General features: G+C 40.5%; 18 protein-coding genes and 1 tRNA gene. 14 read left to right on the plus strand and 5 right to left on the minus strand.

Features of this window, described 5'->3' with window-relative positions; all coding sequences use genetic code 11:
- Nucleotide 1: 1 nt before the first annotated feature.
- A complete protein-coding gene (locus tag CZ367_RS05450; RefSeq protein ID WP_077195397.1) occupies nucleotides 2–1,303 on the minus strand; it encodes an IS1380 family transposase in 1,302 nt (433 codons plus the stop codon).
- 152 nt (nucleotides 1,304–1,455) lie between these two features.
- Here CZ367_RS05450 and CZ367_RS05460 point away from each other — a divergent pair, with 152 nt between their 5' ends.
- From CZ367_RS05460 to CZ367_RS05470, 3 genes are all read left to right on the plus strand, one after another.
- Nucleotides 1,456–1,779: a hypothetical protein gene (locus CZ367_RS05460; RefSeq protein ID WP_077197373.1), complete on the plus strand. Its 324-nt coding sequence runs from the start codon at nucleotides 1,456–1,458 to the stop codon at nucleotides 1,777–1,779.
- A gap of 201 nt (nucleotides 1,780–1,980) precedes the next feature.
- A complete protein-coding gene (locus CZ367_RS05465) occupies nucleotides 1,981–3,885 on the plus strand; it encodes a YgiQ family radical SAM protein (RefSeq protein WP_394334156.1) in 1,905 nt (634 codons plus the stop codon).
- Between the two features lie 136 nt (nucleotides 3,886–4,021).
- Nucleotides 4,022–4,405 (plus strand): DUF1573 domain-containing protein, encoded by a 384-nt coding sequence (locus tag CZ367_RS05470; protein ID WP_077195949.1) that lies wholly within the window; start codon nucleotides 4,022–4,024, stop codon nucleotides 4,403–4,405.
- Nucleotides 4,406–4,489: 84 nt separating this feature from the next.
- On the opposite strand, the gene CZ367_RS05475 is transcribed toward CZ367_RS05470, so the two are convergent.
- Together CZ367_RS05475 and CZ367_RS05480 are read right to left on the minus strand one after the other, a co-directional pair.
- Complete coding sequence (locus CZ367_RS05475) at nucleotides 4,490–4,822, minus strand: cupin domain-containing protein (RefSeq protein ID WP_077195950.1); 333 nt, start codon at nucleotides 4,820–4,822, stop codon at nucleotides 4,490–4,492.
- A gap of 95 nt (nucleotides 4,823–4,917) precedes the next feature.
- Entirely contained in the window at nucleotides 4,918–8,175 is a 3,258-nt protein-coding gene (locus tag CZ367_RS05480; protein ID WP_077195951.1) for a TonB-dependent receptor, read from the minus strand.
- 581 nt (nucleotides 8,176–8,756) lie between these two features.
- On the opposite strand from CZ367_RS05480, the gene CZ367_RS05485 reads away from it, so the two are divergent.
- The 3 genes from CZ367_RS05485 to CZ367_RS05495 are packed head-to-tail and all read left to right on the plus strand — an operon-like array spanning nucleotide 8,757 to nucleotide 12,681.
- Nucleotides 8,757–10,544, plus strand: a complete 1,788-nt coding sequence (locus CZ367_RS05485) for a bifunctional metallophosphatase/5'-nucleotidase (protein WP_077195952.1) — start codon at nucleotides 8,757–8,759, stop codon at nucleotides 10,542–10,544.
- Between the two features lie 9 nt (nucleotides 10,545–10,553).
- A complete protein-coding gene (nudC, locus tag CZ367_RS05490) occupies nucleotides 10,554–11,336 on the plus strand; it encodes an NAD(+) diphosphatase (RefSeq protein ID WP_077195953.1) in 783 nt (260 codons plus the stop codon).
- Nucleotides 11,337–11,379: 43 nt separating this feature from the next.
- Complete coding sequence (locus CZ367_RS05495; RefSeq protein WP_077195954.1) at nucleotides 11,380–12,681, plus strand: NCS2 family permease; 1,302 nt, start codon at nucleotides 11,380–11,382, stop codon at nucleotides 12,679–12,681.
- A 333-nt stretch (nucleotides 12,682–13,014) separates the two neighbouring features.
- Here the strand turns inward: CZ367_RS05495 and CZ367_RS05500 are convergent, their stop codons facing one another.
- Entirely contained in the window at nucleotides 13,015–14,559 is a 1,545-nt protein-coding gene (locus CZ367_RS05500; RefSeq protein WP_077195955.1) for a RapZ C-terminal domain-containing protein, read from the minus strand.
- 20 nt (nucleotides 14,560–14,579) lie between these two features.
- Nucleotides 14,580–14,810 carry a hypothetical protein gene (locus CZ367_RS05505; protein ID WP_077195956.1) on the minus strand — a complete coding sequence of 77 codons (231 nt, stop codon included), beginning with the start codon at nucleotides 14,808–14,810 and terminating at the stop codon, nucleotides 14,580–14,582.
- Between the two features lie 558 nt (nucleotides 14,811–15,368).
- Between CZ367_RS05505 and sppA the strand changes: the two genes are divergently transcribed.
- The 8 genes from sppA (at nucleotide 15,369) to CZ367_RS05545 (ending at nucleotide 26,035) form a co-directional block, all read left to right on the plus strand.
- Nucleotides 15,369–17,141 carry a signal peptide peptidase SppA gene (gene sppA / locus CZ367_RS05510; RefSeq protein ID WP_077197374.1) on the plus strand — a complete coding sequence of 591 codons (1,773 nt, stop codon included), beginning with the start codon at nucleotides 15,369–15,371 and terminating at the stop codon, nucleotides 17,139–17,141.
- A 51-nt stretch (nucleotides 17,142–17,192) separates the two neighbouring features.
- Nucleotides 17,193–18,380: a tetraacyldisaccharide 4'-kinase gene (gene lpxK, locus CZ367_RS05515; protein ID WP_077195957.1), complete on the plus strand. Its 1,188-nt coding sequence runs from the start codon at nucleotides 17,193–17,195 to the stop codon at nucleotides 18,378–18,380.
- Nucleotides 18,265–19,074 (plus strand): purine-nucleoside phosphorylase, encoded by an 810-nt coding sequence (locus tag CZ367_RS05520; protein WP_077195958.1) that lies wholly within the window; start codon nucleotides 18,265–18,267, stop codon nucleotides 19,072–19,074. The genes lpxK and CZ367_RS05520 overlap by 116 nt, the downstream gene beginning before the upstream one ends.
- 128 nt (nucleotides 19,075–19,202) lie before the next feature.
- Nucleotides 19,203–20,309, plus strand: a complete 1,107-nt coding sequence (locus CZ367_RS05525; protein ID WP_077195959.1) for a thiamine-phosphate kinase — start codon at nucleotides 19,203–19,205, stop codon at nucleotides 20,307–20,309.
- 235 nt (nucleotides 20,310–20,544) lie between these two features.
- Nucleotides 20,545–20,617 (plus strand) — tRNA-Phe (locus tag CZ367_RS05530).
- A 468-nt stretch (nucleotides 20,618–21,085) separates the two neighbouring features.
- Entirely contained in the window at nucleotides 21,086–22,663 is a 1,578-nt protein-coding gene (locus CZ367_RS05535) for an NAD(P)/FAD-dependent oxidoreductase (protein WP_077195960.1), read from the plus strand.
- 360 nt (nucleotides 22,664–23,023) lie between these two features.
- Entirely contained in the window at nucleotides 23,024–24,745 is a 1,722-nt protein-coding gene (locus tag CZ367_RS05540; protein ID WP_077195961.1) for a glutamine--tRNA ligase/YqeY domain fusion protein, read from the plus strand.
- Nucleotides 24,746–24,796: 51 nt separating this feature from the next.
- Complete coding sequence (locus tag CZ367_RS05545; protein ID WP_077195962.1) at nucleotides 24,797–26,035, plus strand: tetratricopeptide repeat protein; 1,239 nt, start codon at nucleotides 24,797–24,799, stop codon at nucleotides 26,033–26,035.
- Nucleotides 26,036–26,054: the final 19 nt, after the last annotated feature.

A 26,054-nucleotide genomic window follows, 5' to 3' on the forward strand; every position in this document is an offset into this window, starting at 1 on the left:
TTTATTCAATAAAGACCTCAGCGTAGTAGTTTTTATTTGTATATAGGTTCAGAACGTTCTGCCTTCCAGTGCGCACCCATTTTGCTGGTACGTTGACAAAATGGAGGATAAAGGCTTTCAGCCTGCTTGTCTTTTTCAACGGCTTGACCTTATCGCTGATATGACGGACGAGATAGAGATAGAAGTTCTTCAGCATGGCGGTAACCATCATAAAAACCATATTCTCAGCCATAAAGGAAAAGGGCAGATGTGACCATCCGAAGTCATTGTTCTGTATGTCGAAGTTCTTTTCGCTTGCTCCACGCTCATTATAAAATGTAATGATGTCTTTCTCGGTAGACATCCAGTTATTGGTGAGGATACAGCGGTATGTGTATATTACTCCGAACATATCTGTCTGTTGCTTGCCATCCTTGTCTTTCAAAGGACTACGCTGTACGACAAGCCTGTATGACTTTCCTTCTATTAAGTTGTCTATGCTGACGGAGGTGACATCGCATCTCTCATAATCAACCTCAACACTCTTCCATTCTTTCAGCTGGCGGAAGTCCTCGTGTCGGCTGCCGCAGTTGGCAGCACGTATATAGAACGTGTTGCAGCGCTGCTCTACGGTTTGGATAATTTCCTTTGAGAACGATCCGCAATCAGCACGGAAACGCTCTATTACCACACCAAGTTCTGAGGTTACACGGTCCATAATGCGACGGAGCGTGTCTTCTTGATGGAATCTCACATTGGTGTTTCCGTCACGATTCTCACCTCCGACTATGATTCCCCCAATGGAAGCCCAACCAGGGAAATAGCCAAAATCCTGCTTGTAAGAATATTTTGCATCGAACTTGTGGGCTGGAATAAACTGGTGATCAAAGTCTAAGTCAACATGACTGCCCACCTTTATAAGCCCCATTCTTCGTATCATCCGTAAAAGTAAGGTATTCAACTTTTCTGCTGTGTTGAAACTATACGACTTGTCGGAGGTCTTGCTCTTATAGACAATATTTTTCTCGGTAAGCTCCTTTAGTCCGCGCCCCACAGTGTCGGCACCGGGTAACAGCGTATCAGGTCTTTGCTTGAACTGCCCAATAAGCGCATTGATGTCCTCAAGGCATTCTCCACCACAAAGGTAACTGAAGAAGAGAGATCCAAAAATACTTCCATAACAGAATGCTTTGCCGCTACTTCCACGTTTGCCCAATACAGATTCGGTAAGTTTTTCAAAGCCCAACTTTGAGAAAACGTCCATAATATGATAAATTCCACCGAAAGAAGTGATATTCTCGTTTTTAATTGCTACCTTTGCCATATCAGTTTTTTTTGCTTACTTGTTATGTTTACAGCACCAAGATAGGTGAAATTTCTGACATATCCAAGTGTTTTGAGAACTTTGTTTCTCAGGCACTTGGAGTTCTTACAAGAATTTATGCTGCGGAATTAAGGAAATATAAGGAGGTAGATATGTATAAAATTCAAGCAAACGCTTCAGGAACAAGAAGTATAAACATAACAAGTGAACATCTTGAAACCATCAAGAAATATGCTTTACTTACAAATCTTGAAAACTCAACAGGAGTTATTGACGAAGAAGTATTGCTCAAATTGAAACTCACCATACGTAGTTTACTTGAAACAGAGGCAGGAAGAGACAAAGCTCTCTTAGACCTTTGCTTGGATGTGGTATATCATCAAGATATGAAAGCTTTAGGATTGAAAAATCTTATCACACTCTATAAAGAGTATGCTCAAAATCATAACACAACAGAAGATGCTGAGTTGGAGTAACTTAACAATAAAATCTGAAGAAGAAAATTGAACTACAATAATAAAAAAGATAAGCGAACAGAGAATAAAAATCGTACATCTCAAACCAAAAACTCTCAACCAAGAGAGAAAAAAACAGGAGAAAAAAGACAAGAAAGACCCAATACTCAATCGGTATCACGATATAAACTCACCGACTTCTTACCAACTACAAAGAAAGAAGTGGAACTTAGAAAATGGGATGAGCTCGATATTATCCTATTTTCAGGTGATGCGTATATCGACCACCCCGCATTTGGAGCAGCTGTAATAGGGCGAACACTCGAAGCAGCGGGTTATAAAGTAGCTATCGTACCACAACCCGACTGGCACGGAGACTATAGAGATTTCAAGAAGTTGGGCAAACCCCGACTTTATTTTGGTATAGCTCCTGGCGCAATGGACTCGATGGTAAACAAATATACTGCCAATCGTCGTTTGCGTTCAGAAGATGCTTACTCCCCTGACGGTCGACACGACCTTCGACCAGAATACCCTACCATTGTTTATTCACAGATTTTGCGCAAGCTTTATCCCGATGTACCAATTGTCTTAGGAGGTATTGAGGCGTCATTACGTCGACTTACCCATTACGACTATTGGAAGGATAGCTTGCGCAAAAGTATTTTATGCGATTCAGGTGCCGACCTCATCATCTACGGAATGGGCGAAAAGCAAATCGTAGCTATTGCACAAGAACTTGAAAATGGAAAGAGTATAAAAGACATCAAAGATGTGCCACAAACGGTTTATCTATGCAAGGAAGCTGATATTCCCAACGGCATAACCGAAAACGATATAGTGTTGCACTCGCACGAGGAATGTTTGCATAACAAGAAAGCACAATCGGAGAATTTCAAGCACATCGAAGAGGAGTCAAACAAGAAGCACGCACAGCGCATACTTCAAGCAGTAGACAATGTGTACACTGTTGTAAATCCTCCCTACCCCACAATGAGCACCGCCGAAGTTGATGCTACATACGATTTACCTTACACACGTGAGCCTCATCCCAAATACAACGGAAAAGTGATACCTGCATACGAGATGATAAAGTTCAGCGTAAATATCCATCGCGGTTGCTTTGGTGGTTGCGCTTTTTGTACTATTTCGGCTCATCAAGGCAAGTTTATTGCTAGTCGTTCTAAGGAAAGTATTATAAAAGAAGTAAAACAAGTTACGCAAATGCCTGGCTTTAAGGGCTATTTATCCGACCTTGGCGGTCCATCTGCAAATATGTATGGTATGGAAGGACGAAATCTCAAAGCCTGCGAACGCTGCAAACGCCCAAGCTGTATCAATCCTGATATATGCCCCAACCTCAACACCGACCATTCTAAACTACTCGATATATACAGAAGTGTAGACGCATTGCCTGGAATAAAAAAGAGTTTTATAGGCTCTGGTGTGCGTTACGACTTACTATTGCATAAGAGTAAAGACGAAAAAGCAAACCAATCTACTCAAGAGTACACCCACGAACTGATAAAAAACCACGTAAGTGGACGCCTTAAGATAGCCCCTGAACACACCTCGGACCGTGTGCTAAAATTGATGCGAAAGCCATCTTTCCAACAATTTTATGCCTTCAAACGCATCTTCGACAAGATAAATAAGGAGGAAAATCTACGACAACAAATCATTCCATACTTCATTTCTTCACACCCTGGGTGCAAGGAAGAAGACATGGCAGAACTTGCTGTGATAACTAAGGGACTTGATTTCCACCTTGAACAGGTGCAAGATTTTACCCCTACCCCAATGACTGTAGCTACCGAAACTTGGTATTCTGGCTTTGAGCCTTACACTCTTGAGCCCATCTTCTCTGCCAAAACACCACGCGAGAAATTGGCTCAACGACAATTCTTTTTCTGGTATAAGAAAGAAGAACGTAAAAACATTGAGCGTGAACTAAAACGTATAGGAAGAGAAGATCTCATACCAAAGCTCTACGACAACAAGCCTTTTTATGGCAAAGTAACCTACGACCCTAAAGCTGTAGGCAGTAGCCCAACTGTAAAATCTCCCCAAAAGAAGCACAAAAACTCGCAGCGGAATGAGCCCAAACGCCCTAAACGCCGCCGATAGAGTTGATGCGATATGATAGGTTAATGGTAGTTAAAATAATATTAGAATTAACTAATAATTGTAAAATATTAGAATTTCAATAAACTTTATATATACTTTTGCATCTTAAAGATAACAAATTAAAAGTTAGAAACGTATGAAAAAGATTTTAATGCTAATACTTCTTTTTGTAGGAAGTCTTCATTTTGCAATGGCACAATCTGAAATAAAGTTCGATAAAGTAACCCATAATTTTGGTACTTTCTCAGAAAGCAACCCTGTGCATAAAGTGACATTTACTTTTACCAATGTAGGTACATCGCCATTGATTATCAATCAGGTTGTAGCAAGTTGTGGTTGTACCGTTCCACGCTTCGACAAGCGTCCTATTGCACCAGGTCAGAAAGGCACAATTGAGATTACTTACAATGGTCAAGGCAAATTCCCTGGGCACTTTAAGAAGACCATTACCGTACGAACCAATGGTAAAACAGAAATGACACGCCTATATGTAGAAGGTGTTATGGAAGAGAAGAAATAATTATTTTAGATAAGCATAATGTAAAGCGAGACACTGCCCAATAGGCAAAGTCTCGCTTTTTTCGTACCAACAGTTTGCAAAAAATTATCCTAACGTAGGAACTATAGCATAATAAATTACATCGTGGTCGGTCTTATTTTCAAACCAATGTTTGTGCCCATCAGGACAATAGTGCACCTGCCCCATCTTTATAACTTCCTCTACGCCATCGTAATGCACAGTTAGCTCACCGCTTACTACATACATTACCTCGAACGAGCCCTTGTGTTCGTGCTCTCCGCTGCGTGCGCCTGGTCGCAAGGTGGAATACATAATGCGTGCTTTATCGTCTACATAGCTGCGTGTATCCAACTTTCCTTCACCGCCTTTAAAGCCTTCAATATGTTCTTCGGCTATTTTCTCAAAATCTATTATCATAATGTCTTACGTTTTTAAAGATTAAGGCAAAGTTAATAAAAAAGGTGGAAATCTGCATCAGATTTCCACCTTTCTTTAGTGTGTATTGTAATTTGTTAGAATGTATAGCGCAATCCTAACTGACCACGCCAACGGCTGTTGTATGTATCGTAGTTGCGTGATACGTGTGTTGCATCAAACTTGAACTTGCCATTACCTTCATAGTTGAATGGGCTAAAGTAACGACCGAAGCCGTCACCATAGGTATGTCCCCAATCCTTATTAAGCAAGTTGCCAATGTTGATAACGTCAAAGCTCAACTCCAAAGAATTGATTTGATTTGCCACTTTGAAACTGAACTTCTGTGCAAAGTGAACATCAAAATGGTGTTCAAATGCAAGATTATCAGCATAACGATCAAAGTATTCACCGCGGTGGTTGCGCATATACGAGTCGTCAGCAATCCATTGCTTCAACAATGCACGCTGCTGTTCCTCAGTAAGCGTACCATTAAATCCTTTTCCAAGCACCTTTGTTATCAATGGATAAATGTCTTTGCTGTTGTTTACCTTAGCTGATGCAAAGTGCATTTGGTCAATTTGCGCATCGGTAGGAATAAACATAAGGTCGTTGCCACGTGCACCATCGCCATTCATATCGCCATACATCTCGATAACGTATGGTGAACCGCTACGTGCCTGATAGATAAGACCGATGGTTGTTTCCCATTGTTTCTTTGCGCCATAGCCAATGTGGTAGTAAGCACTTGCCTGCAAGCGGTGAGGCACATTGTAAGCACTGAACCCAAGTTCAGGCGCATTAGGATTAAGGTGAGTGGTATTGAACATCCAGTTGCTACTTGCCACTGACGATGAACCACTATTGATACTCATTGAGCGAGTCCAAGTATAGCTTGCCATCAAGTCGAGGCCAAAGTCGAAATGCTTTTCACCCTTCAATGAGAGACTCACTGTGTAACCCTTATTGGTGTTATAGAGCGCGTAAACATTTGCAAATGGTGTACCCTTTGTAGTACGTTCGTACATTGGGCGATTATCCCAAGTATAACCTGTCTCTTGTCCAAAGGTCTTTCCTGTAGCCTCAACAGCAAGGTTTTTATAATAAATATCGTTCAATGTCTTAGAATAGATAGCTTCTGCTGTCCAATCAATATCCAAAGCCTTGAAGTCGAAACCGAGGTTGAACTTCAAAGTTTGCGCAAACTTAAACTTATCGTCAAACACATTAATTTCCTGACTGCCCGATGCTTTCAAGTGTTCAGCGTTAGGCAATTGTCCATTAGGATTGAGGATAAGTTCCAAACCCTTTGGATTTTGCACATCATACTTCGACATCTGAATACCAGTGTTGGTAAAGTTGTTGCTAATCCATACGTATGGTATGCGACCTGTAAAGATACCTGCACCACCACGAAGAATATAACGGCGATCGTGATTTATATCCCAACGGAAGCCTACACGTGGACTCCACAAAGGTGTGCTTGAGAGCTTGTGATTGGTGCGAACACCCCAACCACGCTGTGCAGCATACGCATTGAATGGTGCGTTTTCGGTTGGTGTGTCAAAGAAGAGAGGAATTTCCATACGCAAACCGTATGTGAACTGCAATGAAGGAGTAGCATTCCACTTGTCTTGAACATAGAAACCCAACTGACCTGCTGAGAAAGGAGCTTTCCAACGTGGGTCGCCTGTCACTTTAGTATTAGCCATTCCGAAACGATACTGCTTGAAGTAAGCGTATGTAGGGTCAAGATTGCCTGCCATATAATCATTGTAGTACTTATTGAAATGGTCTAAGTCGGCAAAGTTGTAAGTACCGTTTGCATCTTGAATAAAGAGGTTGGCAAACTTATAAAACTCGTTATGTGTACCGAATGTATAGGTGTGGTTACCCTTATACCAAGTGAAGTTGTCTTCAAAGGTATAGATGTCTTGATCCAACGTGTTGGCCATTGACGAACGCTCGTTACCAATGTTCAGCGTACCACCCGTTACCTGCAACGAAACCATTGGGAAAGCTGAAGATACAGCACGTTGGTCGCGTACACGTACATAGCTTGCACGTGCCTCATTGCTCAATACAGGCGAGATGCGGCTCTGCAATTCGGCTGTGAAAGAGTGGGTTTTGCTTTCAAATGGATAATAGTAGTGGTTATCGTTCAATGATGATGCACCACTTACATTGTTCAACTGCTTTGCATCAACCAAACTCCAACGCAAAGAGAACTTGTTAAAGTCGTTGATATTCCAGTCTATCTTTGCACCATATTTCTTGCTCTTGGTATAAATATCAGGATTGCCAAAAGCACCTGTATAGTCGTATCCCTGCTTAGCAGCCATTTCCTTCACTTTAGCCAAAACGCCATCAGCCTCGTCTGCCAACACACGTGAACCATCTTGACGATAGCCATTTATATTAGGATATTTCTTGTTGGCATCTTCATAGTTGACAAAGAAGAAGAGTTTGTCTTTAATGATAGGGCCGCCAAGGGTCAAACCCCATTGGTATTCTTGCTGCTCTTGATACTTAGGCGCATAGCCTGTACCATCAGCAAATGGGTAGTGTGCGCCAATAAGGTTTTGGTTGTTGCCGAAGCCATACAAACTACCGTGGAACTTATTTGTTCCCGACTTGGTTATAGCATTGATAGCACCACCTGTGAAACCACTTTGGCGAACATCGAAAGGAGCTACGTTAATCTGGATTTGCTCAATAGTTTCCATCGAAACAGGCTGTGTACCAGCTTGTCCACCATTAGAACCATCGGCAGCAAGGCCGAACACGTCGTTGTTCATAGCACCATCTATCATAAACGAGTTGTAACGATTGCTTGTACCAGCAAACGACATTGCACCATTGCTTGATGTGGTAAGCTGTGGATTAAGACGAGCTACGTCGGCTATGCCGTGTGTAATACTTGGTATCTCGGCTATCTGGCGTGCATTCAAACTTTGTGCAGCACCATTCTTTGTGCCGTTCACACCAGCTTTGCCGCTTACTACAACCTCCTGAAGCTCTTTAGAGTCTTGCTCCATTGTACACGACAAATCCTCTACTTCGCCCAAACGAAGGGTAATGTTTTCCAACACTTTAGGGAGCTGTCCGATGTAATTGAACTCCACCTTGTATGGACCGCCTACACGCATACCCTGAATTGTAAAGCGACCATCAATGTTGGTCACTGCACGATAGATAGTACCCGAAGGTTGATGGGTGGCTGTTACGGTAGCACCAATTACGTCTTCGCCCATTGATGTAACCTTACCACTAATTCCTGATGTAGTAATCTGAGCCATAACAGAAGATGTTAGAGCTACCAACATTACTATCAGAAAGGACAATCTTTTCTGCATAATTGTAAAATTAGTATTAAATAACGTTATTAATTTTGCTGCAAATTTACTTAAAAAATCTGAAAGAGCGAGCATCTTACCCCTATTTTTTCATTCCACCTTATTATATATAGCACCTCTAACGAAAATACGCTTCGCACAATAATTCTATCTAACCTTTAACCCCAATCGGTCATTAGACGGGTCGGACGGGTCAGACGGGTCGGACGACCGATTTGGGTTTAATATCTGCAAAGGATTATTTGCCACTGTATAAAAGTTTGAATACAGAAAAACAGACCAATTCTTTCTTCAGATTAGCTCGCATAACCCAACACGATAAAGCATTGATTATAAACAACTTATAACTACGATACAAAACATATATGTTTCACTTTCCAAAACATATATGTTTTACACTGTCAAAGTTGAACTTTGGGACGGCTAAACATATATGTTTGGGATTGTCAAAGTTGATGTTTGGAAATCTTAAAGTTGGGAAGGGAAAAATAGAACAATCTATCTTTTTACTTTAATAAAAAATTAGTTCATCTCCATTTTTATTTGTACTTTTGCATATTACGTTTTCAACACAGAAATTTATGTACAGAATATTTATAGCACTTATGACGCTCATACTTAGCGGCTCAGTGGCAACAGCCAAGAGCAAAGACATTATTATAAAAATCGTAGAAACATCAGATGTTCACGGCTCGTTTTTTCCTTACGACTTCATTACTCGTAAGCCTAAAGCAGGTACAATGGCAAGAGTTTCTACATTTGTGAACCAACTCCGACGCAATCACGGCACACAAAATGTTTACTTATTAGACAATGGCGACATTCTACAAGGTCAACCCATTTCTTATTATTACAACTATTTGCAACCACAGAAGGAAAATATTGCAGCAAGTGTAGTAAACTATTTGAAATACGATGTGTCGGGAGTGGGCAACCACGATATTGAGACAGGGCACGCTGTTTACGACAAATGGATTAAAGAATTGCAGTGTCCTGTGGTGGCTGCAAACATTATTGACACAGAGAAAAATAGTCCGTACATATTGCCTTACTATACCATACGGAAAGAAAATGGCGTGAAAGTAGCCGTGATAGGTATGCTTACACCTGCCATTCCCAATTGGTTGGAAGAGGAATTGTGGAAGGGATTGCGCTTTGACGAAATGATTAACACAGCAAAGAAGGCTGTGGCAGAGGTAAAGACTAAAGAACAACCCGACGTTGTTGTAGGTTTGTTCCATTCGGGTTGGGACGGTGGCATTACCACCCCTACCTATATGGAGGACGCATCTAAGCGAGTAGCCGAAGAGGTTTCGGGCTTTGATGTAGTGTTCTTCGGTCACGACCATAAGCCACGCAATATTTCGGTTACTAACATTGATGGTAAAGAGGTGTTATGCTTAGACCCTGCCAACAATGCTCAATATGCTGCTGTAGCAACGCTTACGCTTCGCCCTTTGAAAAAGAAGGCTGCAAAGAACGGAAAACGTTATGAGATAATAGTAAAAGAGGGAACATTGGAAGATATGACGCCTTACGAAGTGGACGAAAAGTATATGGCACACTTTGAAAACCACATCAATGAGGTGAAAAACTGGGCTAATCGCAAAATAGGAAGTTTTAAGAATACTATTAGCACAAAGGATTGTTTCTTTGGTAGTTCGGCTTTCAACGACCTTATTCTTAATCTCGAACTTCAGATTACACACGCTGATATTGCTTTCAATGCGCCTTTAGGGTTTAATTCGTCTATTAAGGCTGGTGCTATTACGGTGGCTGATATGTTCAACCTCTATAAATACGAGAACCAACTTTATGTGATGAAACTCACAGGTAAAGAGATAAAAGACTATTTGGAAATGAGCTACAACTTATGGGTCAACACAATGCAGTCGGCTGACGACCATTTGTTGCTCTTACAAGAAGATACACGCGACGATTCTCAACGTATGGGCTTCAAAAACTTATCTTTCAATTTCGACTCTGCGGCAGGTATCGATTACGAAGTAGATGTAACAAAACCATACGGCGAAAAGGTTAGAATACTAAGAATGAGCAATGGCGAGCCTTTTGACGAAACCAAATGGTATGCAGTTGCAGTAAATAGTTATCGTGGCAATGGCGGAGGCGAACTGCTAACTAAGGGTGCAGGTATTCCACAAGATGAATTGAAGGGTCGCATTACGTGGAGAAGCGAGAAAGACCAACGTTTCTATCTTATGGAAGAGATAGAAAAGGCTGGCGAGCTCAATCCACAACCCAACAATAACTGGAAATTTGTACCTACCGAATGGACAGAAAAAGCCGCAAAACGTGATCGCAAAATATTGTTTGGTGAAGAAACACCCAACAATATTATAATAAGGTAAAGAGAAGATATGAAAAGTTATTGGTTCATTTTCTGCAAAACCGACCTTGTATTAGAGCTTACAAGTGAGGGATACTCCATACCTTTGGGCGAAGAATGTCCAGTGGAGCTGAAAGCGTGGTCGCAAGTAATGCAGGTTGCAGCGATGGAAGACGGCATAAAGGTAAAGGCGGTGAACATAGAAATGCCTGTAACCAATAATCCTAAATACGAAATGTGTGGCTTACGAAATAGTTATTACAAACTATCCACCGAACTTTACCTAAAGGCAGGTAAATGTCAAGAATTGCTTTATTGGAATAGAAACACGCAATTCTGCGGCGTATGTGGGTCTCCAATGAAGATGGACACCGAAATATCTAAACGTTGCACAAATTGTGGCAAAGAGGTTTGGCCACAACTTGCAACAGCTATCATCGTATTGGTGCATCGTGGAGACGAGGTACTGCTTGTTCGTGCACACAACTTTAAGGACAATCATTATGGATTGGTATCAGGTTTTGTAGAAACAGGCGAAACCTTAGAACAGACGGTACACTATGAAGTAATGGAAGAAACAGGTATCACAATTAATAACATTCGATATTTTGGCTCACAGCCTTGGCCCTATCCGTGCGGTATAATGATAGGCTTCAATGCCGATTATGTAGAAGGCGAAATCCATCTACAACGTAGCGAACTGTCAAAGGGCAGTTGGTTTACCAAAGACAATCTACCCCTTCTGCCTGAAAAACTATCTATCGCCCGAATGTTGATAGACGATTGGCTTGAACAAGAGCAAGACAAAAAATGAATAGACAAACCAATAAATACTAATAAAAACCAATTTATACACAATGAACTTCTTAGAAAAAGCCTTAGGGTTCAACCCTGAAACGATGAAGCTCCGCACCGAAATAGTGGCTGGAGTAACAACCTTTCTTACAATGAGCTACATCTTGGCGGTGAACCCTGCTATCTTGATGTCGACAGGTATGGACCAAGGTGCGCTATTTACCGCTACCGCACTTGCTTCAGCTATTGCTACGCTGCTTTTAGCATTTATGGCAAAGTTGCCATTTTCCCAAGCTCCCTCTATGGGATTGAATGCTTTCTTTGCTTATACATTGTGCCAAGCAATGGGATACTCGTGGCAAAACTCGCTCGCTATATTACTTATAGAAGGTATTGTTTTCATCTTAATAACCTTCTTCAATGTACGTGAAATGATTTTCAATGCCATTCCTAACAACCTTCGGTATGCTATTTCGGCTGGTATCGGTATGTTTATTGCTTTTATAGGATTGAAGAATGCAGAGATAATTGTCTCTAAAGAAGGTACATTCGTGGGCTTGGGAGCTTTCACCGCTCCTTGCTTGTTGGGTATATTTGCAACCCTGTTGAGCGGTGTATTGATGGCACGCAACATAAAGGGCGCACTCTTTTGGAGTATCATTGCTGCCACACTGATAGGAATTCCAATGGGCGTAACCAATTTCCCCGACCATTGGTTGCCCGTAGCTGCTCCACAGGATATTTCACCTATATTCTGTCAGTTTGATTTCACGGGCTTGCTCAGTTTAAAGACCATACTTGTAGTGTTCTCCCTCCTCATTATCAATATATTTGATACCATCGGAACGTTGATGGGATTGGCAGAAAAGACAGGCATTGTACGTGAAGACGGCAGTATTCCTCACGTTAGCGAAGCAATGATGAGCGATGCCATAGGTACAACCTGTGGGGCTATGCTTGGAAGCTCTACCATCTCTACATATATAGAGAGTGCAAGTGGTATTGCTGAAGGTGGTCGTTCGGGATTGACCTCATTTGTTGTTGGCGCAATGTTTATCCTTGCTTTGTTCCTCTCACCTATCTTCTTGCTCATTCCGAGTGCAGCTACAAGTGGTGCATTGATTATGGTAGGTGTGCTGATGCTCGACTCTGTAAAGAAGATTAATCTACAAGACATAACAGAAGCCTTCCCTGCATTCATAACAATGATTACAATGGTTTTGTGTTACTCTATTGCTGACGGCATCTGTTTAGGTATTCTTGCTTTCGTTATTATGAAACTTTGCACTCGTCGTTGGCAAGACCTCAACATTACACTCTGCGTCCTTTCGATACTCTTTATCCTCAATTTCATTTTAGGATAATAGATTAACCCAAATTGGTCATTAGCCCGCAAAGGCTTTTTAAAGCGTTTAGATGTTATGCTTTTCTTCGTCTTTGCACCTTATTTTGGCTCTTTTCGTTTGTTTTTCAGTTGTTTAGCTCGCTAAACGTCTTCAAAAACAACCAAAAATAGCTCAAAATAAGCTCGCAAATCTCGAAGATGTCTAACGACCGATTTGGGATTAACAAGCATAAAAACAACAATCCCTTCCAAACACTTAATCCTAAGTTGGTTTGGAAGGGATTGTGCTATTATTGCTAAAGGAGTTAGATGGTAATAACCAAAAGTCTAAGGCGTAAGCCTTTTCTTCTCCTTATATTTTGGCAGCTAACACTTGTTCAATGCCTTGTTCACGATGGGTAATGTGCACTTCAATGCCGTATTTCTTATTCAAATGTTCGGCTAAGTGTTGTGCGCTGTACACAGAACGATGCTGCCCACCCGTACATCCGAATGAGAACATAAGGTCGGTAAAGCCTCGCTGCATATAGCGTTCGACGTGATGTTCTGCCAAAGCATAGACAGGCTTTAGAAACTCTATTATCTCTCCATCGTCTTCTAAGAAGCGAATAACAGCTTCGTCAAGACCCGTAATCTTCTTATAAGGTTCGTAACGCCCAGGGTTGTGCGTGCTACGACAATCGAACACATAGCCTCCGCCATTACCTGATGTGTCTTCAGGAATACCTTTCTTGAACGAAAAACTAAACACACGCACCAACAAAGGACCGTTCCCATCGTATTTAGAGAATGTAGCAGGTCCATCTTGTGGATTGGCTACATATATATCTTTCTCTGCCACCTTATAACCATCGGTTCTATTCTTAGCAGCCTGTTCAATGTGTGTAAACTGCGGCAACTCGGTGAGACGGCGTAACATATCCATCATATAAGGATAAGGGAACACTCCTTCACCCAAAGCTAAGAGGTCTCTAAGATTTTGGATAGCAGCAGGAATAGACTGAATGAAGTGTTGCTTGCGTTCAAAATAACCACGGAAACCGTATGCACCCAACACTTGCATCAAGCGGAAGAGCACAAAGAGCGATAAACGATTGACAAAGTGACGCTTAGTAGGAACTTCGGTAAAGTGTTTAAGGCTGTTATAGTATTCTAACACCAATTCACGGCGCAACTTAAACGAATATTTTGCACTTGCTTGCCAAAGGAATGATGCCAAATCGTAATAAATAGGTCCTTTCCTACCTCCTTGAAAATCAATAAAATAAGGATTATCGTCCTTGTCAAGCATAATGTTGCGAGCCTGAAAATCACGATAAAGAAAGGCTTCCATAGGTTCGGCAGTAAGGTCGCGTGCAAACATACGGAAGTTGGCCTCCAACTTTAGTTCGTGGAAGTCGAGTTCGGTAGCTTTCAGAAAACAATACTTAAAGTAGTTGAGGTCGAACAAAACGCCCTCTTCATTAAATTCAGGTTGTGGGTAACAATGCGTGTAATCCAATCCACGTGCACCACGTATCTGAATATTAGGCAACTCACGAATAACCTTACGTAGAAGTTCTTGCTCGGCAAGGTTGTATCTTCCCCCTGCTTCACGTCCACCCCGAATAGCATCGAACAAAGACCTATTACCCAAGTCTATCTGTAGATAGCGGCTCTCGTCTTCAGATACAGCGAGCACCTTAGGCACAGGCAGTTGACGTTTGGTAAAATGGTCAGAAAGATAAATAAAGGCGTGGTTTTCTTCATTGCTTGTTCCCACAACTCCTATTACTGCTTCTCCCTCTTCGTTAGTCAGCCTATAATATGCCCTATTGCTACCTGCTACGGGCAGTTTTTCAATGTTTTTAGGTGTGCTGCCCGACCATTTCTTGTATAATTCGATGAGTTTTTCCATACTTTACGCTTGTTTTTAGCTTACTTTTCGTCCTTATCCAATTTTTCTTCGTCCCGATTGAGGCGTTCCAAAATGTCTTTTGCTTGCTGTTCACCTCGTTTTTTATTTTCGTATTCACGAAGAAATCCGTCGATAAGTAGCAATATGACCATAATTCCGCTCGTAATCAGCCAACTACGAGTGATGTAATACAGTCCTCCAATGATGATGAAGAACGCTGCATACATTTTCCAATTAATCTTTATCTTCATACGACAAAGTTATAAAAAAGATTGGAAATAAAGTCGGCAAAAACTATTTTTTATGTCTCTTCTATAGTCCTAAGGGGGTATTTATGTATTTAACCCAAATCCGTCATTAGTCCGCAAAGGCTTTTTAAAGCGTTTAGATGTTATGCTTTTCTTCGTCTTTGCACCTTATTTTGGCTCTTTTCGTTTGTTTTTTCAGTTGTTTAGCTCGCTAAACGTCTTCAAAAACAACCAAAAATAGCTCAAAATAAGCGCGCAAATCTCGAAGAAGTCTAACGACCGATTTGGGTTTAAAACAAATAGAAAAACGAAGAATAGGCAAAAATAAGATTGTTTATCATATCATAATTGAGTGAAAGTTTGTAATTAATATTTGCAATTTCAAGCATTTATAACTATCTTTGCAAAGATATAAGGAAAAAAGATGTCTTATTAGATTAGCCGAAGAGAATTATCTGACAAGTAGGGATAGCCGAACTTGTCTGATAAATGAATAGTTCGACCAAAGTAATTAGTATCAATTCTTACATTTATATAAAAGAAAAGGTAAATTCTATTTTTATGAGAGATTTCTTTAAATACGTGTTAGCAACAATCGTTGGATTGATTATTACAGGCGGCATAATGCTTGTTTTAGGCATTATCAGCTTGGTAGGAATGGTTGCTTCTACAAACAAAAAAGCAGATATAAAAGACAATTCGGTATTGGTTCTCAATCTTTCGGGAATGATGGAAGAGCGTGAGGAAAACAATTTTATAGCCAAACTAACAGGACAAGTTACTAAGAATATAGGCTTAGAGCAACTTGTTTCAGGACTAAAGAAAGCTAAAAACAACGATAAGATAAAAGGTGTCTACATTGAGGCGGGGGCTTTTGCTTCTAACTCGTATGCGTCTATGCAGGAAGCTCGTGAGGCTTTGATAGACTTTAAAAAGAGCGGAAAATGGATAGTAACCTACAGCGACACCTATACACAGGGTACTTACTACTTAGCATCAGTAGCCGATGAAATCTATTTGAACCCACAAGGACAATTGGATTGGCACGGACTCACTTCACAACATTACTATCTAAAAAATCTTATGGAGAAGTTTGGTGTGAAGATGCAAGTATCGAAAGTTGGTACATACAAAAGTGCAACAGAAACATTTACAGGCGATAAAATGAGCGACGCCGACCGTGAGCAAACTACAGCTTATCTCAACGGAATATGGAAACATATTGTGAAAGGAGTGAGCGAAAGCCGTAAAATATCGGAAGCTAAGCTCAATCAGTATGCCGACTCGATGATAACCCTTGCAGCTGCTACCGACTACGTAAAAATGGGACTTGTAGACAAGTTGCTCTATACAGACCAAGTAAAGATGGCTGTAAAGAAACGTATGGGAATAGCAGAGGACGAACATTTGAACCAAGTAACTTTGGCAGACATAAATGCAAATGAAGAGGACGATGATGAAGGTGAAGAAATAGCTGTGTATTACGCGGTTGGCGACATTGTAGATGGTGTTGCAGGCGGTATGATGCCAAGCAAGAGCGTAATAGATGCAGAAGTAGTATGCAAAGATATTGAAAAATTGATGCACGATGATGATGTAAAAGCCGTAGTACTTCGTATAAACTCAGGCGGTGGTTCGGCTTATGCTTCAGAACAGATGTGGCACTACATAATGGAACTGAAAAAGGTGAAACCTGTTGTGGTAAGTATGGGCGGATATGCAGCATCGGGCGGATACTATATTTCAGCTCCTGCCAATTGGATTGTGGCAGAACCTACTACCATCACAGGTTCTATTGGCATCTTCGGTATGTTCCCTGACTTCAGCGGTTTCTACACCGAGAAGTTGGGCGTAAAGTTTGACGAGGTAAACACCAACAAGAACTCTGGCTTTGGCACTATGGCTCGTCCATTCAATGCTGACGAACTTCGTATGCTACAAATATATATCGACCGTGGCTACAACACCTTTAAGAGCCGTGTGGCACAGGGCAGAAAACTATCTATGGCACAAGTGGAAGCATTGGCACAAGGTCACGTGTACACGGGTGAAGACGCAATGAAAATAAAATTGGTGGACGAACTCGGTGGATTAGATGCTGCCGTAAAGAAAGCTGCAACATTGGCAAAACTGAAAGCGTATCACGCCAAGAACTACCCTGTTCCAGCAGAATGGATAGAACAACTCTTCAATGAAAATCCTGCTGGCAGCTATCTTGACGAACAAATGCGTGCTACCCTTGGCACACTTTACGAACCTGTTATGCTGATGAAAAATATCAAAAATCAGTCGGTTATTCAGGCACGTATGCCCTACTTTATCAATATAAACTAAAGCAAAGAGCGTAAAAGAAAGCTATCAATAAGGCGCTATACCTATTAATATATGGAAGGCGATTTCATTAAAATACACAAATGGCTACTACCATTGAGTTGGCTCTATGGATTGGGGGTGCGTTTGCGCAATGAATGTTTCGAAATCGGAATATTGCGCAGTCGCAGCTTTAAGACCCCAGTTATCTCTGTGGGTAACATTACTGTGGGCGGTTCGGGCAAGACACCACACGTGGAGTATCTTGTCAATTTGCTCAAAGATGTTGCTCAGGTAGCTGTGCTATCACGTGGATATAAGCGAAAAAGCCGTGGATACGTATTGGCAAATAGTGATACCCAAATGAAAATGATAGGTGACGAGCCTTTCCAAATGAAGCACAAATTTCCGAATGTTTATGTGGCAGTGGACAGAGACAGATGTCACGGAATAGATAATTTGACACAGAACGAAGAAACCAAAGATACAGATGTTATCTTATTGGACGATGCTTTCCAACATCGCTATGTGAAACCTGGGGTAAACATACTGTTGGTAGACTATCATCGCCTCATTATCTATGACGAGCTGCTGCCTGCAGGGCGATTGCGCGAACCGCTATCGGGAAAAAATCGTGCCGATATTGTTATCGTAACGAAGTGTCCAAAGGAATTAAACCCTATCGATTATCGTGTGTTGAATAAGGCGATGAACCTATATCCGTTTCAAGACCTATTCTTTACAACCTTAGAATATTGCGATTTAGTTCCTGTATTTGATGGGGAGGCACAACAAGAAAGTATTCCACTCGAAGGTATAAAGCAAAATAATGTGCTACTACTCACAGGAATAGCACTACCAAAGCAACTGGAAGTAGACTTAAAGCCCTATACGGGTGAAAAAGAAATGGTTACGCTTACATTCCCCGACCATCATTCGTTTAAGTCAAAGGATATAGAACGCATTAATGCTACTTTTGCAACAATGGAAGAACCCAAAATAATTGTTACCACAGAGAAAGACAGAGCACGACTTTTAGACCTTGAGGGATTGGATAATGATGTACGGAAAAACATCTATGCCCTACCCATCAGAGTGAAGTTTATGCTTAATAATGAAGAAACGTTTAATGAAAAAATAATATCTTATGTACGAAAAAATTCAAGAAACAGCATCTTGGCTAAAGGAAAGAATGACCACAAGTCCAAAGACAGCCATCGTTCTGGGAACAGGCCTCGGACAATTAGCTTCAGAAATAACTGACACATACGAGTTCTCGTATAAGGACATTCCTAATTTTCCTGTATCAACCGTAGAAGGTCACGCAGGTTGCCTCATCTTTGGTAAACTTGGTGGCAAAGACATTGTGGCAATGAAAGGTCGTTTCCACTATTACGAAGGTTACAATATGCAACAAGTTACTTTCCCTATCCGTGTGATGCACGAATTGGGTATAGAAACCTTGTTTGTATCGAATGCTTCGGGAGGTATGAACCCTGAATTTAAGATTGGCGACTTGATGATTATCACAGACCACATCAACTTCTTCCCAGAGCACCCATTGCACGGTCCTAACTTCCCTACTGGTCCACGTTTCCCCGATATGCACGAACCATACGACCACAGTATGATTGAAACAGCCAATAAGATTGCAGCTGAAAAGGGTATTACTGTGAAACACGGTGTATATGTAGGTGTTCAAGGTCCTACATTCGAAACACCTGCAGAATATCGTATGTATCGCACCTTGGGTGGTGATGCAGTGGGTATGAGCACAGTGCCTGAAGTTATTGTAGCACGTCATAGCGGTATAAAGGTCTTTGGTGTGAGTGTTATCACCGACTTGGGCGGTTTCGATGTTCCTGTTGAAGTAAGTCACGAAGAGGTACAAGAGGCTGCTAATACGGCTCAACCATTGATGACAGAGATAATGCGCGAAATGATTAAGCGTGCATAAAGGCAAAGAAAAACAAGTTTTCACCTTATCATATATAAAGGGAGGATTGAAAAACAAAGACAGATGGAAGTGCGGACATACGATAAACGTATGTCCCTACTTTTTAAAATAAACGCAGAAGAAAGTATATGGAAATTAAAGAATTGGGCGAATTTGGACTTATTGAACGTCTCACAAAAGACATTACTCCTATTAACGCATCTACCATAAAAGGCGTTGGAGACGATGCTGCCGTACTTCGCAACGAAAATAAAGAAACGCTTGTTAGCACACATTTGTTTATGGAAGGTATTCAGTTTGACCTTACATACATAGATATGCAAACCTTAGCATATAAGTGTGCAATGATAACAATGAGCAATATCTTTGCAATGAACGGACAACCTAAGCAAATGATAGTTTCAATAGGTATGGGGAAGCGCATCAAGGTGACAGACCTCGACCAATTCTATGCAGGCTTGAAGGCAGCTTGCGCAAAGTGGAATATTGATATTGTGGGTGGAGACACAACATCGTCATACACAGGACTTGCCATCAACCTAACATGCATCGGCGAAGGCACAAAAGATGAAATTGTGTATCGCAATGGTGCAAAACCTACCGATATTATTTGCATCTCAGGCGATTTGGGTTCTGCCTATATGGGCTTGCAAATCTTAGAACGCGAAAAGACTGTTTACTACCAACAAGTAGAAGAGTTTAACAAGAAACTAAAAGCCGCACAAGAGAGCAACAATAAGGTACAACTTGAGAACCTTAAAATAGAACGCAATGCAATAGCTAATTTTCAACCCGACTTTGCAGGAAAAGAGTATCTCATAGACCGACAACTGAAACCCGAAGCACAAGGAGAAATATTACAGCAGTTGAAGGCCGTAGGTATTCAACCTACTGCAATGATTGATGTTTCGGACGGATTAGCAAGCGATTTGAAGCACATTTGTAAGCAAAGTGGTTGTGGCTGTCGTATCTATGAGGAGAAAATACCTATCGATTATCAAACTGCCGCTACTTGCGAAGAGTTTAATATGAACCTCACAACAGCTGCATTGAATGGCGGAGAGGATTATGAACTGCTCTTTACTATCCCTATTGGCGACCACGCCAAAATAGAAAAAATGGAAAATATTCGCCAAATAGGCTATATCACTGAAGCTAAGTTAGGCGAATATCTCATCTCAAGAGACGGAAATGAGTTCCAATTGAAGGCACAAGGTTGGATAGAAGAAGAATAAGAAAAAATGTTTTTCATCATTCATAATAGAATTGTGATGCAAGGCGGATAGAATTATCATTATCGTTATACCGCTTATTATCAGCCATTTATACAAAAATAAGGGTTTTGTTAATTTGTAAATAAATATTAAAATTGAAAATTTACCATCAAAACCCTTGGTGGGATAAAAAATAATAACTACCTTTGCATCGCAATTCAGAAATGATGCTTAATCATTAAAGAATTTACAGAATGGTGCCATAGCTCAGTTGGTAGAGCAAAGGACTGAAAATCCTTGTGTCCCCGGTTCGATTCCTGGTGGTACCACTCCTCCTTTCATTAGGCGGTTCTCTAAAGAGACCGCTTTTTTTATTTCTATATGCCTCAACCGCTTTATGCTGCACAGTATTGTATAACATTGTTATTGAAACGTTTGTTGTCGGCTATATAAAAGCAAAAGAGGTTGGTGCAGGAAGCTACCAACCTCGATAAAGAATTTAGAAAATTGCTAAATTCATGAAAAACACGTAGCAAATATATGTTTTATATCTAATACTGCCAAATTTTTGATAGATTAAAAACCTTTTTTAACTATCTATTTATAAATTTACAGGTTTTACTCTAAAATACAGAATTTGTCACGCTTGTATTTTCAAAGAGAGAAATCTAACAAACAAAAAGAAATTTGGAATATTCGGTTATTTTACCTACTTTTGTTCCAAAATACAATATTTCTTCGTTGCATTTTAAAAGCATAGGGAAATTAAAATATAATAGAATTAGAAACAACGATATATGATAAAAGAATTTCAACTTCGTGTTGCTCCACAAGTGGCTTATAACGAAGAAAATATAAAAGAATATCTTGCACGTGAAGAAGGTTTAGATGCAAGAACTCTCAATCAAGTAAGAGTTTTAAAACGCTCGATAGATGCGCGTCAACGCAACATCTTAGTAAACCTCAAAGTGCGTGCCTATATTAACGAAATACCGCACGACAACTCGTTTATTAAGACCGAATACCCAGATGTAAGTCATTCGCCCCGAGTAATTGTTGTAGGTGCTGGCCCTGGAGGTTTGTTTGCAGCCTTAAAATTAGTGGAATTAGGGCTCTGCCCTATCGTTCTTGAACGAGGAAAAGATGTACGAGAGCGCAAAAAAGATTTAGCACAAATAAGTAGAACACATAAGGTAGACGAAGAGTCGAACTACTGTTTTGGTGAAGGAGGAGCAGGGGCTTATTCTGATGGCAAGCTCTATACTCGCAGCAAGAAACGTGGTTCGGTGGATAAAATTCTAAATGTATTTTGTCAGCATGGGGCTTCTACAGCCATTCTTGCTGACGTTCACCCACATATAGGTACAGACAAATTGCCCAAAGTAATTGAAAATATGCGCAATACGATTATTAAGTCGGGAGGTGAGGTGCATTTTCATACCAAGATGACCTCATTGATACTTGACGGGAATAAAGTAGTAGGTGTTGAGGCGGTTTCAACTTTTGAAAGCAATACACCTATCGAAAAAACATTCCGAGGTCCCGTTATCCTTGCCACAGGTCACTCCGCACGTGATATTTATCGTTATTTGGCTGAGGCAGAGATAGAAATGGAAGCTAAAGGAATTGCAGTGGGTGTACGTTTAGAGCACCCCTCAGAACTGATAGACCAAATACAATATCACAACAAAAATGGTAGGGGAAAATATCTTCCTGCGGCCGAATATTCGTTTGTTACCCAAGTTGGAGGTCGTGGGGTTTACTCTTTTTGTATGTGCCCTGGTGGCTTTGTTATCCCTGCTGCCACAGGCCCTGCACAGATAGTCACAAATGGTATGAGCCCTGCAAATCGTGGTACAAAATGGTCGAATTCGGGTATGGTAGTTCAAATCAACCCTGAAGATATTGAAGGAGATAACCTATTGCGTATGATGACTTTCCAAGAGCAATTGGAACGTGATACGTGGCAACAGGGAAATATGAAGCAAACAGCCCCTGCACAACGTATGGCAGACTTTGTAAACAATCGCCTTTCATACGACTTGCCTTCAACCAGTTATGCACCAGGGCTTATATCAAGTCCGTTACACTTTTGGATGCCAAAATTCATTACAAGCAGATTGCAGTCGGCTTTCAAAACATTTGGCAAACAAGCACACGGCTTTTTAACCAACGAAGCTACTCTTATTGCTTCCGAAACACGTACAAGTTCGCCTGTACGCATACTCCGTGACCGTGAAACATTAATGCACGTTCGCTTGCAAGGACTATTCCCTTGCGCTGAAGGAGCTGGCTACTCGGGAGGAATTGTTAGTGCAGGTATTGATGGAGAAAGGTGTGCTGAAATGGCAAATGCCTATGTTAATAGTTTATAGACAAGATATTGAGAAACAAAAAATGCCCAACGCTTCGCAGCGACGGGCACTCAATCTCAATAGGTATTAGTCATTTAAGGTAAAAAGATTGTATTCAGGATAACGGGTGCAAAGATATATTAATTTTATTTACCCTCCAAACTTTTTATCAATTATTTTTCAAGTATTATTCATATTATCAATGTTTAAGTAAAATATTGAACTTTTAGAAACGATATACCCACATTAATAAACAATAAATATATTGCATAACGAGAAAAAATAGTTACCTTTGCAAAAGATATGGCCAAATTTGGCAACACGAAAGTGTATTTTCTTGTCTGCATTTGCAATATCTTTGCACTGAAAAATTAAAAACGTATGAATACAATAGACAATAACACAAACGAAGAGAAGCGCAGCTTGAGCTTTGTAGAACAATTGATAGAAGAGGATTTAGCTGAAGGTAAAAATGGTGGCAGGATACAAACACGCTTTCCGCCAGAACCTAATGGCTACCTACACATCGGACACGCAAAGGCTATTTGTATGGACTTTGGGGTGGCTGAAAAGTATAATGGCGTTTGCAACTTACGCTTTGACGACACCAACCCAAGCAAAGAAAAGAACGAATACGTAGAGAATATTCTTCACGACATCAGTTGGTTGGGCTTCAAATGGGGAAATATCTATTATGCCAGCGACTACTTTGAACGCCTTTGGGAGTTTGCAGTATGGATGATTAAGAAAGGTAAAGCGTATGTAGACGAACAAGATTCGGAAACAATTGCGAAACAAAAGGGTACACCAACTGAAGCTGGTGTAGCTTCGCCTTATCGTAATCGCCCAATAGAAGAAAGTTTGAAATTATTCGAACAGATGAATACGCTTGAGGCAGTAGAGGGAAGTATGGTGCTCCGTGCAAAAATAGATATGACAAATGCGAATATGCACTTCCGCGACCCTATTATGTATCGCATCATTCACACCCCACACCATCGCACAGGTACAAAGTGGAACTGCTATCCAATGTACGATTTCGCACACGGACAAAGCGATTACTTCGAAGGCGTAACCCACTCTATCTGTACACTTGAGTTTGTACCTCATCGTCCATTGTACGATTTGTTTATCGACTTCCTTAAAGAAAAAGACAATACAGCTGATATATTGAACGATAACCGTCCACGACAGATTGAGTTCAACCGATTGAACCTTACTTATACTGTAATGTCGAAACGTAAATTGCACACACTTGTTGACGAAAAGTTTGTTAATGGATGGGACGACCCTCGTATGCCTACAATTTGTGGTATGCGTCGTCGTGGCTATTCACCTGAATCTATCCGTGCGTTTATTCGCTCTATTGGTTATACAAAGTTTGATGCCTTGAACGACGTTGCACTCTTAGAAGCTGCAGTACGTGACGATTTAAACAAGAAAGCTACACGTGTAAGTGCTGTGCTTGACCCTGTAAAATTGGTAATAACCAACTATCCAGAAGGACAAACAGAAGAGATGGAGTCCATCAATAATCCTGAAAACGAGGCAGATGGTTCGCACACCATTACTTTCTCTAAGAATTTGTGGATAGAACGAGCCGACTTTATGGAAGATGCACCTAAAAAGTTCTTCCGTATGTCGCCAGGCAAAGAAGTGAGACTGAAGAGTGCATATATAGTAATGTGTACGGGTTGCACGAAAGATGCAGAAGGCAACATTATAGAAATTCAAGCAGAATACGACCCAACAAGCAAGAGTGGAATGGAAGGAGCAAACCGTAAGGTGAAAGGAACGCTTCATTGGGTAAGTGCAGACCACTGTTTGGAAGCTGAAGTGAGAGAATACGACCGCTTATTCTGCATAGAAAACCCTTCAGCAGATGAGCGTAACTTCCGTGAATTGCTCAATCCTGAAAGTCTCAAGGTACATAAGAATTGTTATGTAGAAAAATACCTTGCAGAGAAAAAGCCAGGTGATTACTTACAATTCCAACGCACAGGCTACTTTATGCTCGACCCTGATACAACATCGGATAAGCTTATCTTTAACAAGACGGTAGGCTTAAAGGACACTTGGGCTAAGGAGCAAAACAAGAAATAAAGGTAACAGAATTTTCTGATACCTATAATAAAAAATCTATCTTTTACACAATTGGATAGTTACTATAAATCAGAAAAGTTCCAAAAGATACTTCAACAATATGAAGCATCTAAAAACAACGACACCAGCAGTTTCCTCGATGCAGAGGAACTGACTGATGTCGCTGAATATTATCATCTTATAGGAAAAGAAGAAGAGGCATACGAAGTGGCTACCTATGCACTTAATATTTTCCCTGAAGCTACTTCTCCACTCGCTTTCAGTGCTCGCTTGGCATTATTCGTAGAAGATAACCCAAAGAAGGCTGAAAAGTTGGCAGAGCAGATCATTGATAAATCGGACTTTGAATATTTTTATCTCATAGCCGAAATACACATTGTGAAAGATCAAGCTGACCAAGCTTTCCTTCTTCTACAAGAACAAATGGCAAATATAGATGAAGATGAACGGAATAGTTTTGCACTTGATGCAGGTATCCTTTTTGCTGATTACGATGAAATAGATTATGCTGCTCAATTTTTAAAATACTGCAAAGACACTAATAACAATGATTATAAAGAGCTTAAAGGCAGAATTTTAAAAGGACAAGGCAAATATGAGGAAAGCGAAATAATATTCAATGAACTCTTAGACAACAACCCTTATTCGGGAATTTATTGGAATTACCTTGCCAATAATCAATTTCTACGCAACAAATTTGAAGAATCAATCACGTCAAGTGAATATTCTATTGCCATAAATCCTGAAGATGAGGAAGCATTGCTCAATAAAGCAAACGGACTTTTTAGTCTTGGCAATTACAAAGAAGCACTAAAATATTATCTAAGGTACAAGGAAGCAACAACCAGCAAGGATAATAATGTAATCTGTGTGACCATTGGCCACATTTATCTCTTGCTTAATGAAGTTCCAGAGGCATACAGATATTATAAAGAAGCTATACGTATTTCGCAAGATAAACCCACGACCTTAGTTCATATAGCGATGTCTGTATTCGATAATGGATATATGCAGTACGCCTATAATCTCTTTAGTACATATCTTCCACAAATGCCTTCCGAATGGAACCTTGGTTATGCTTACTTTGCACGATGCTGTTTTGAGCTTGGCAAAATGGACGAATACAAAGAAATATTGGTGATTGCATTGCATAAAAATATTGAAGAATGTACGGAAGTATTGGGAGAGTTGTATCCTTCTAATACACTTCCAAAAGATTTTCCAAAACTCACACCCATTGCAAAGCAACATCTAACACACAACAATGATGATTTGGAAATGCCTTTCTAATATTTAAAAATAGGAAAAA

Source organism: Prevotella ihumii (genome assembly GCF_900155655.1).
Taxonomy (GTDB): Bacteria; Bacteroidota; Bacteroidia; order Bacteroidales; family Bacteroidaceae; genus Prevotella; species Prevotella ihumii.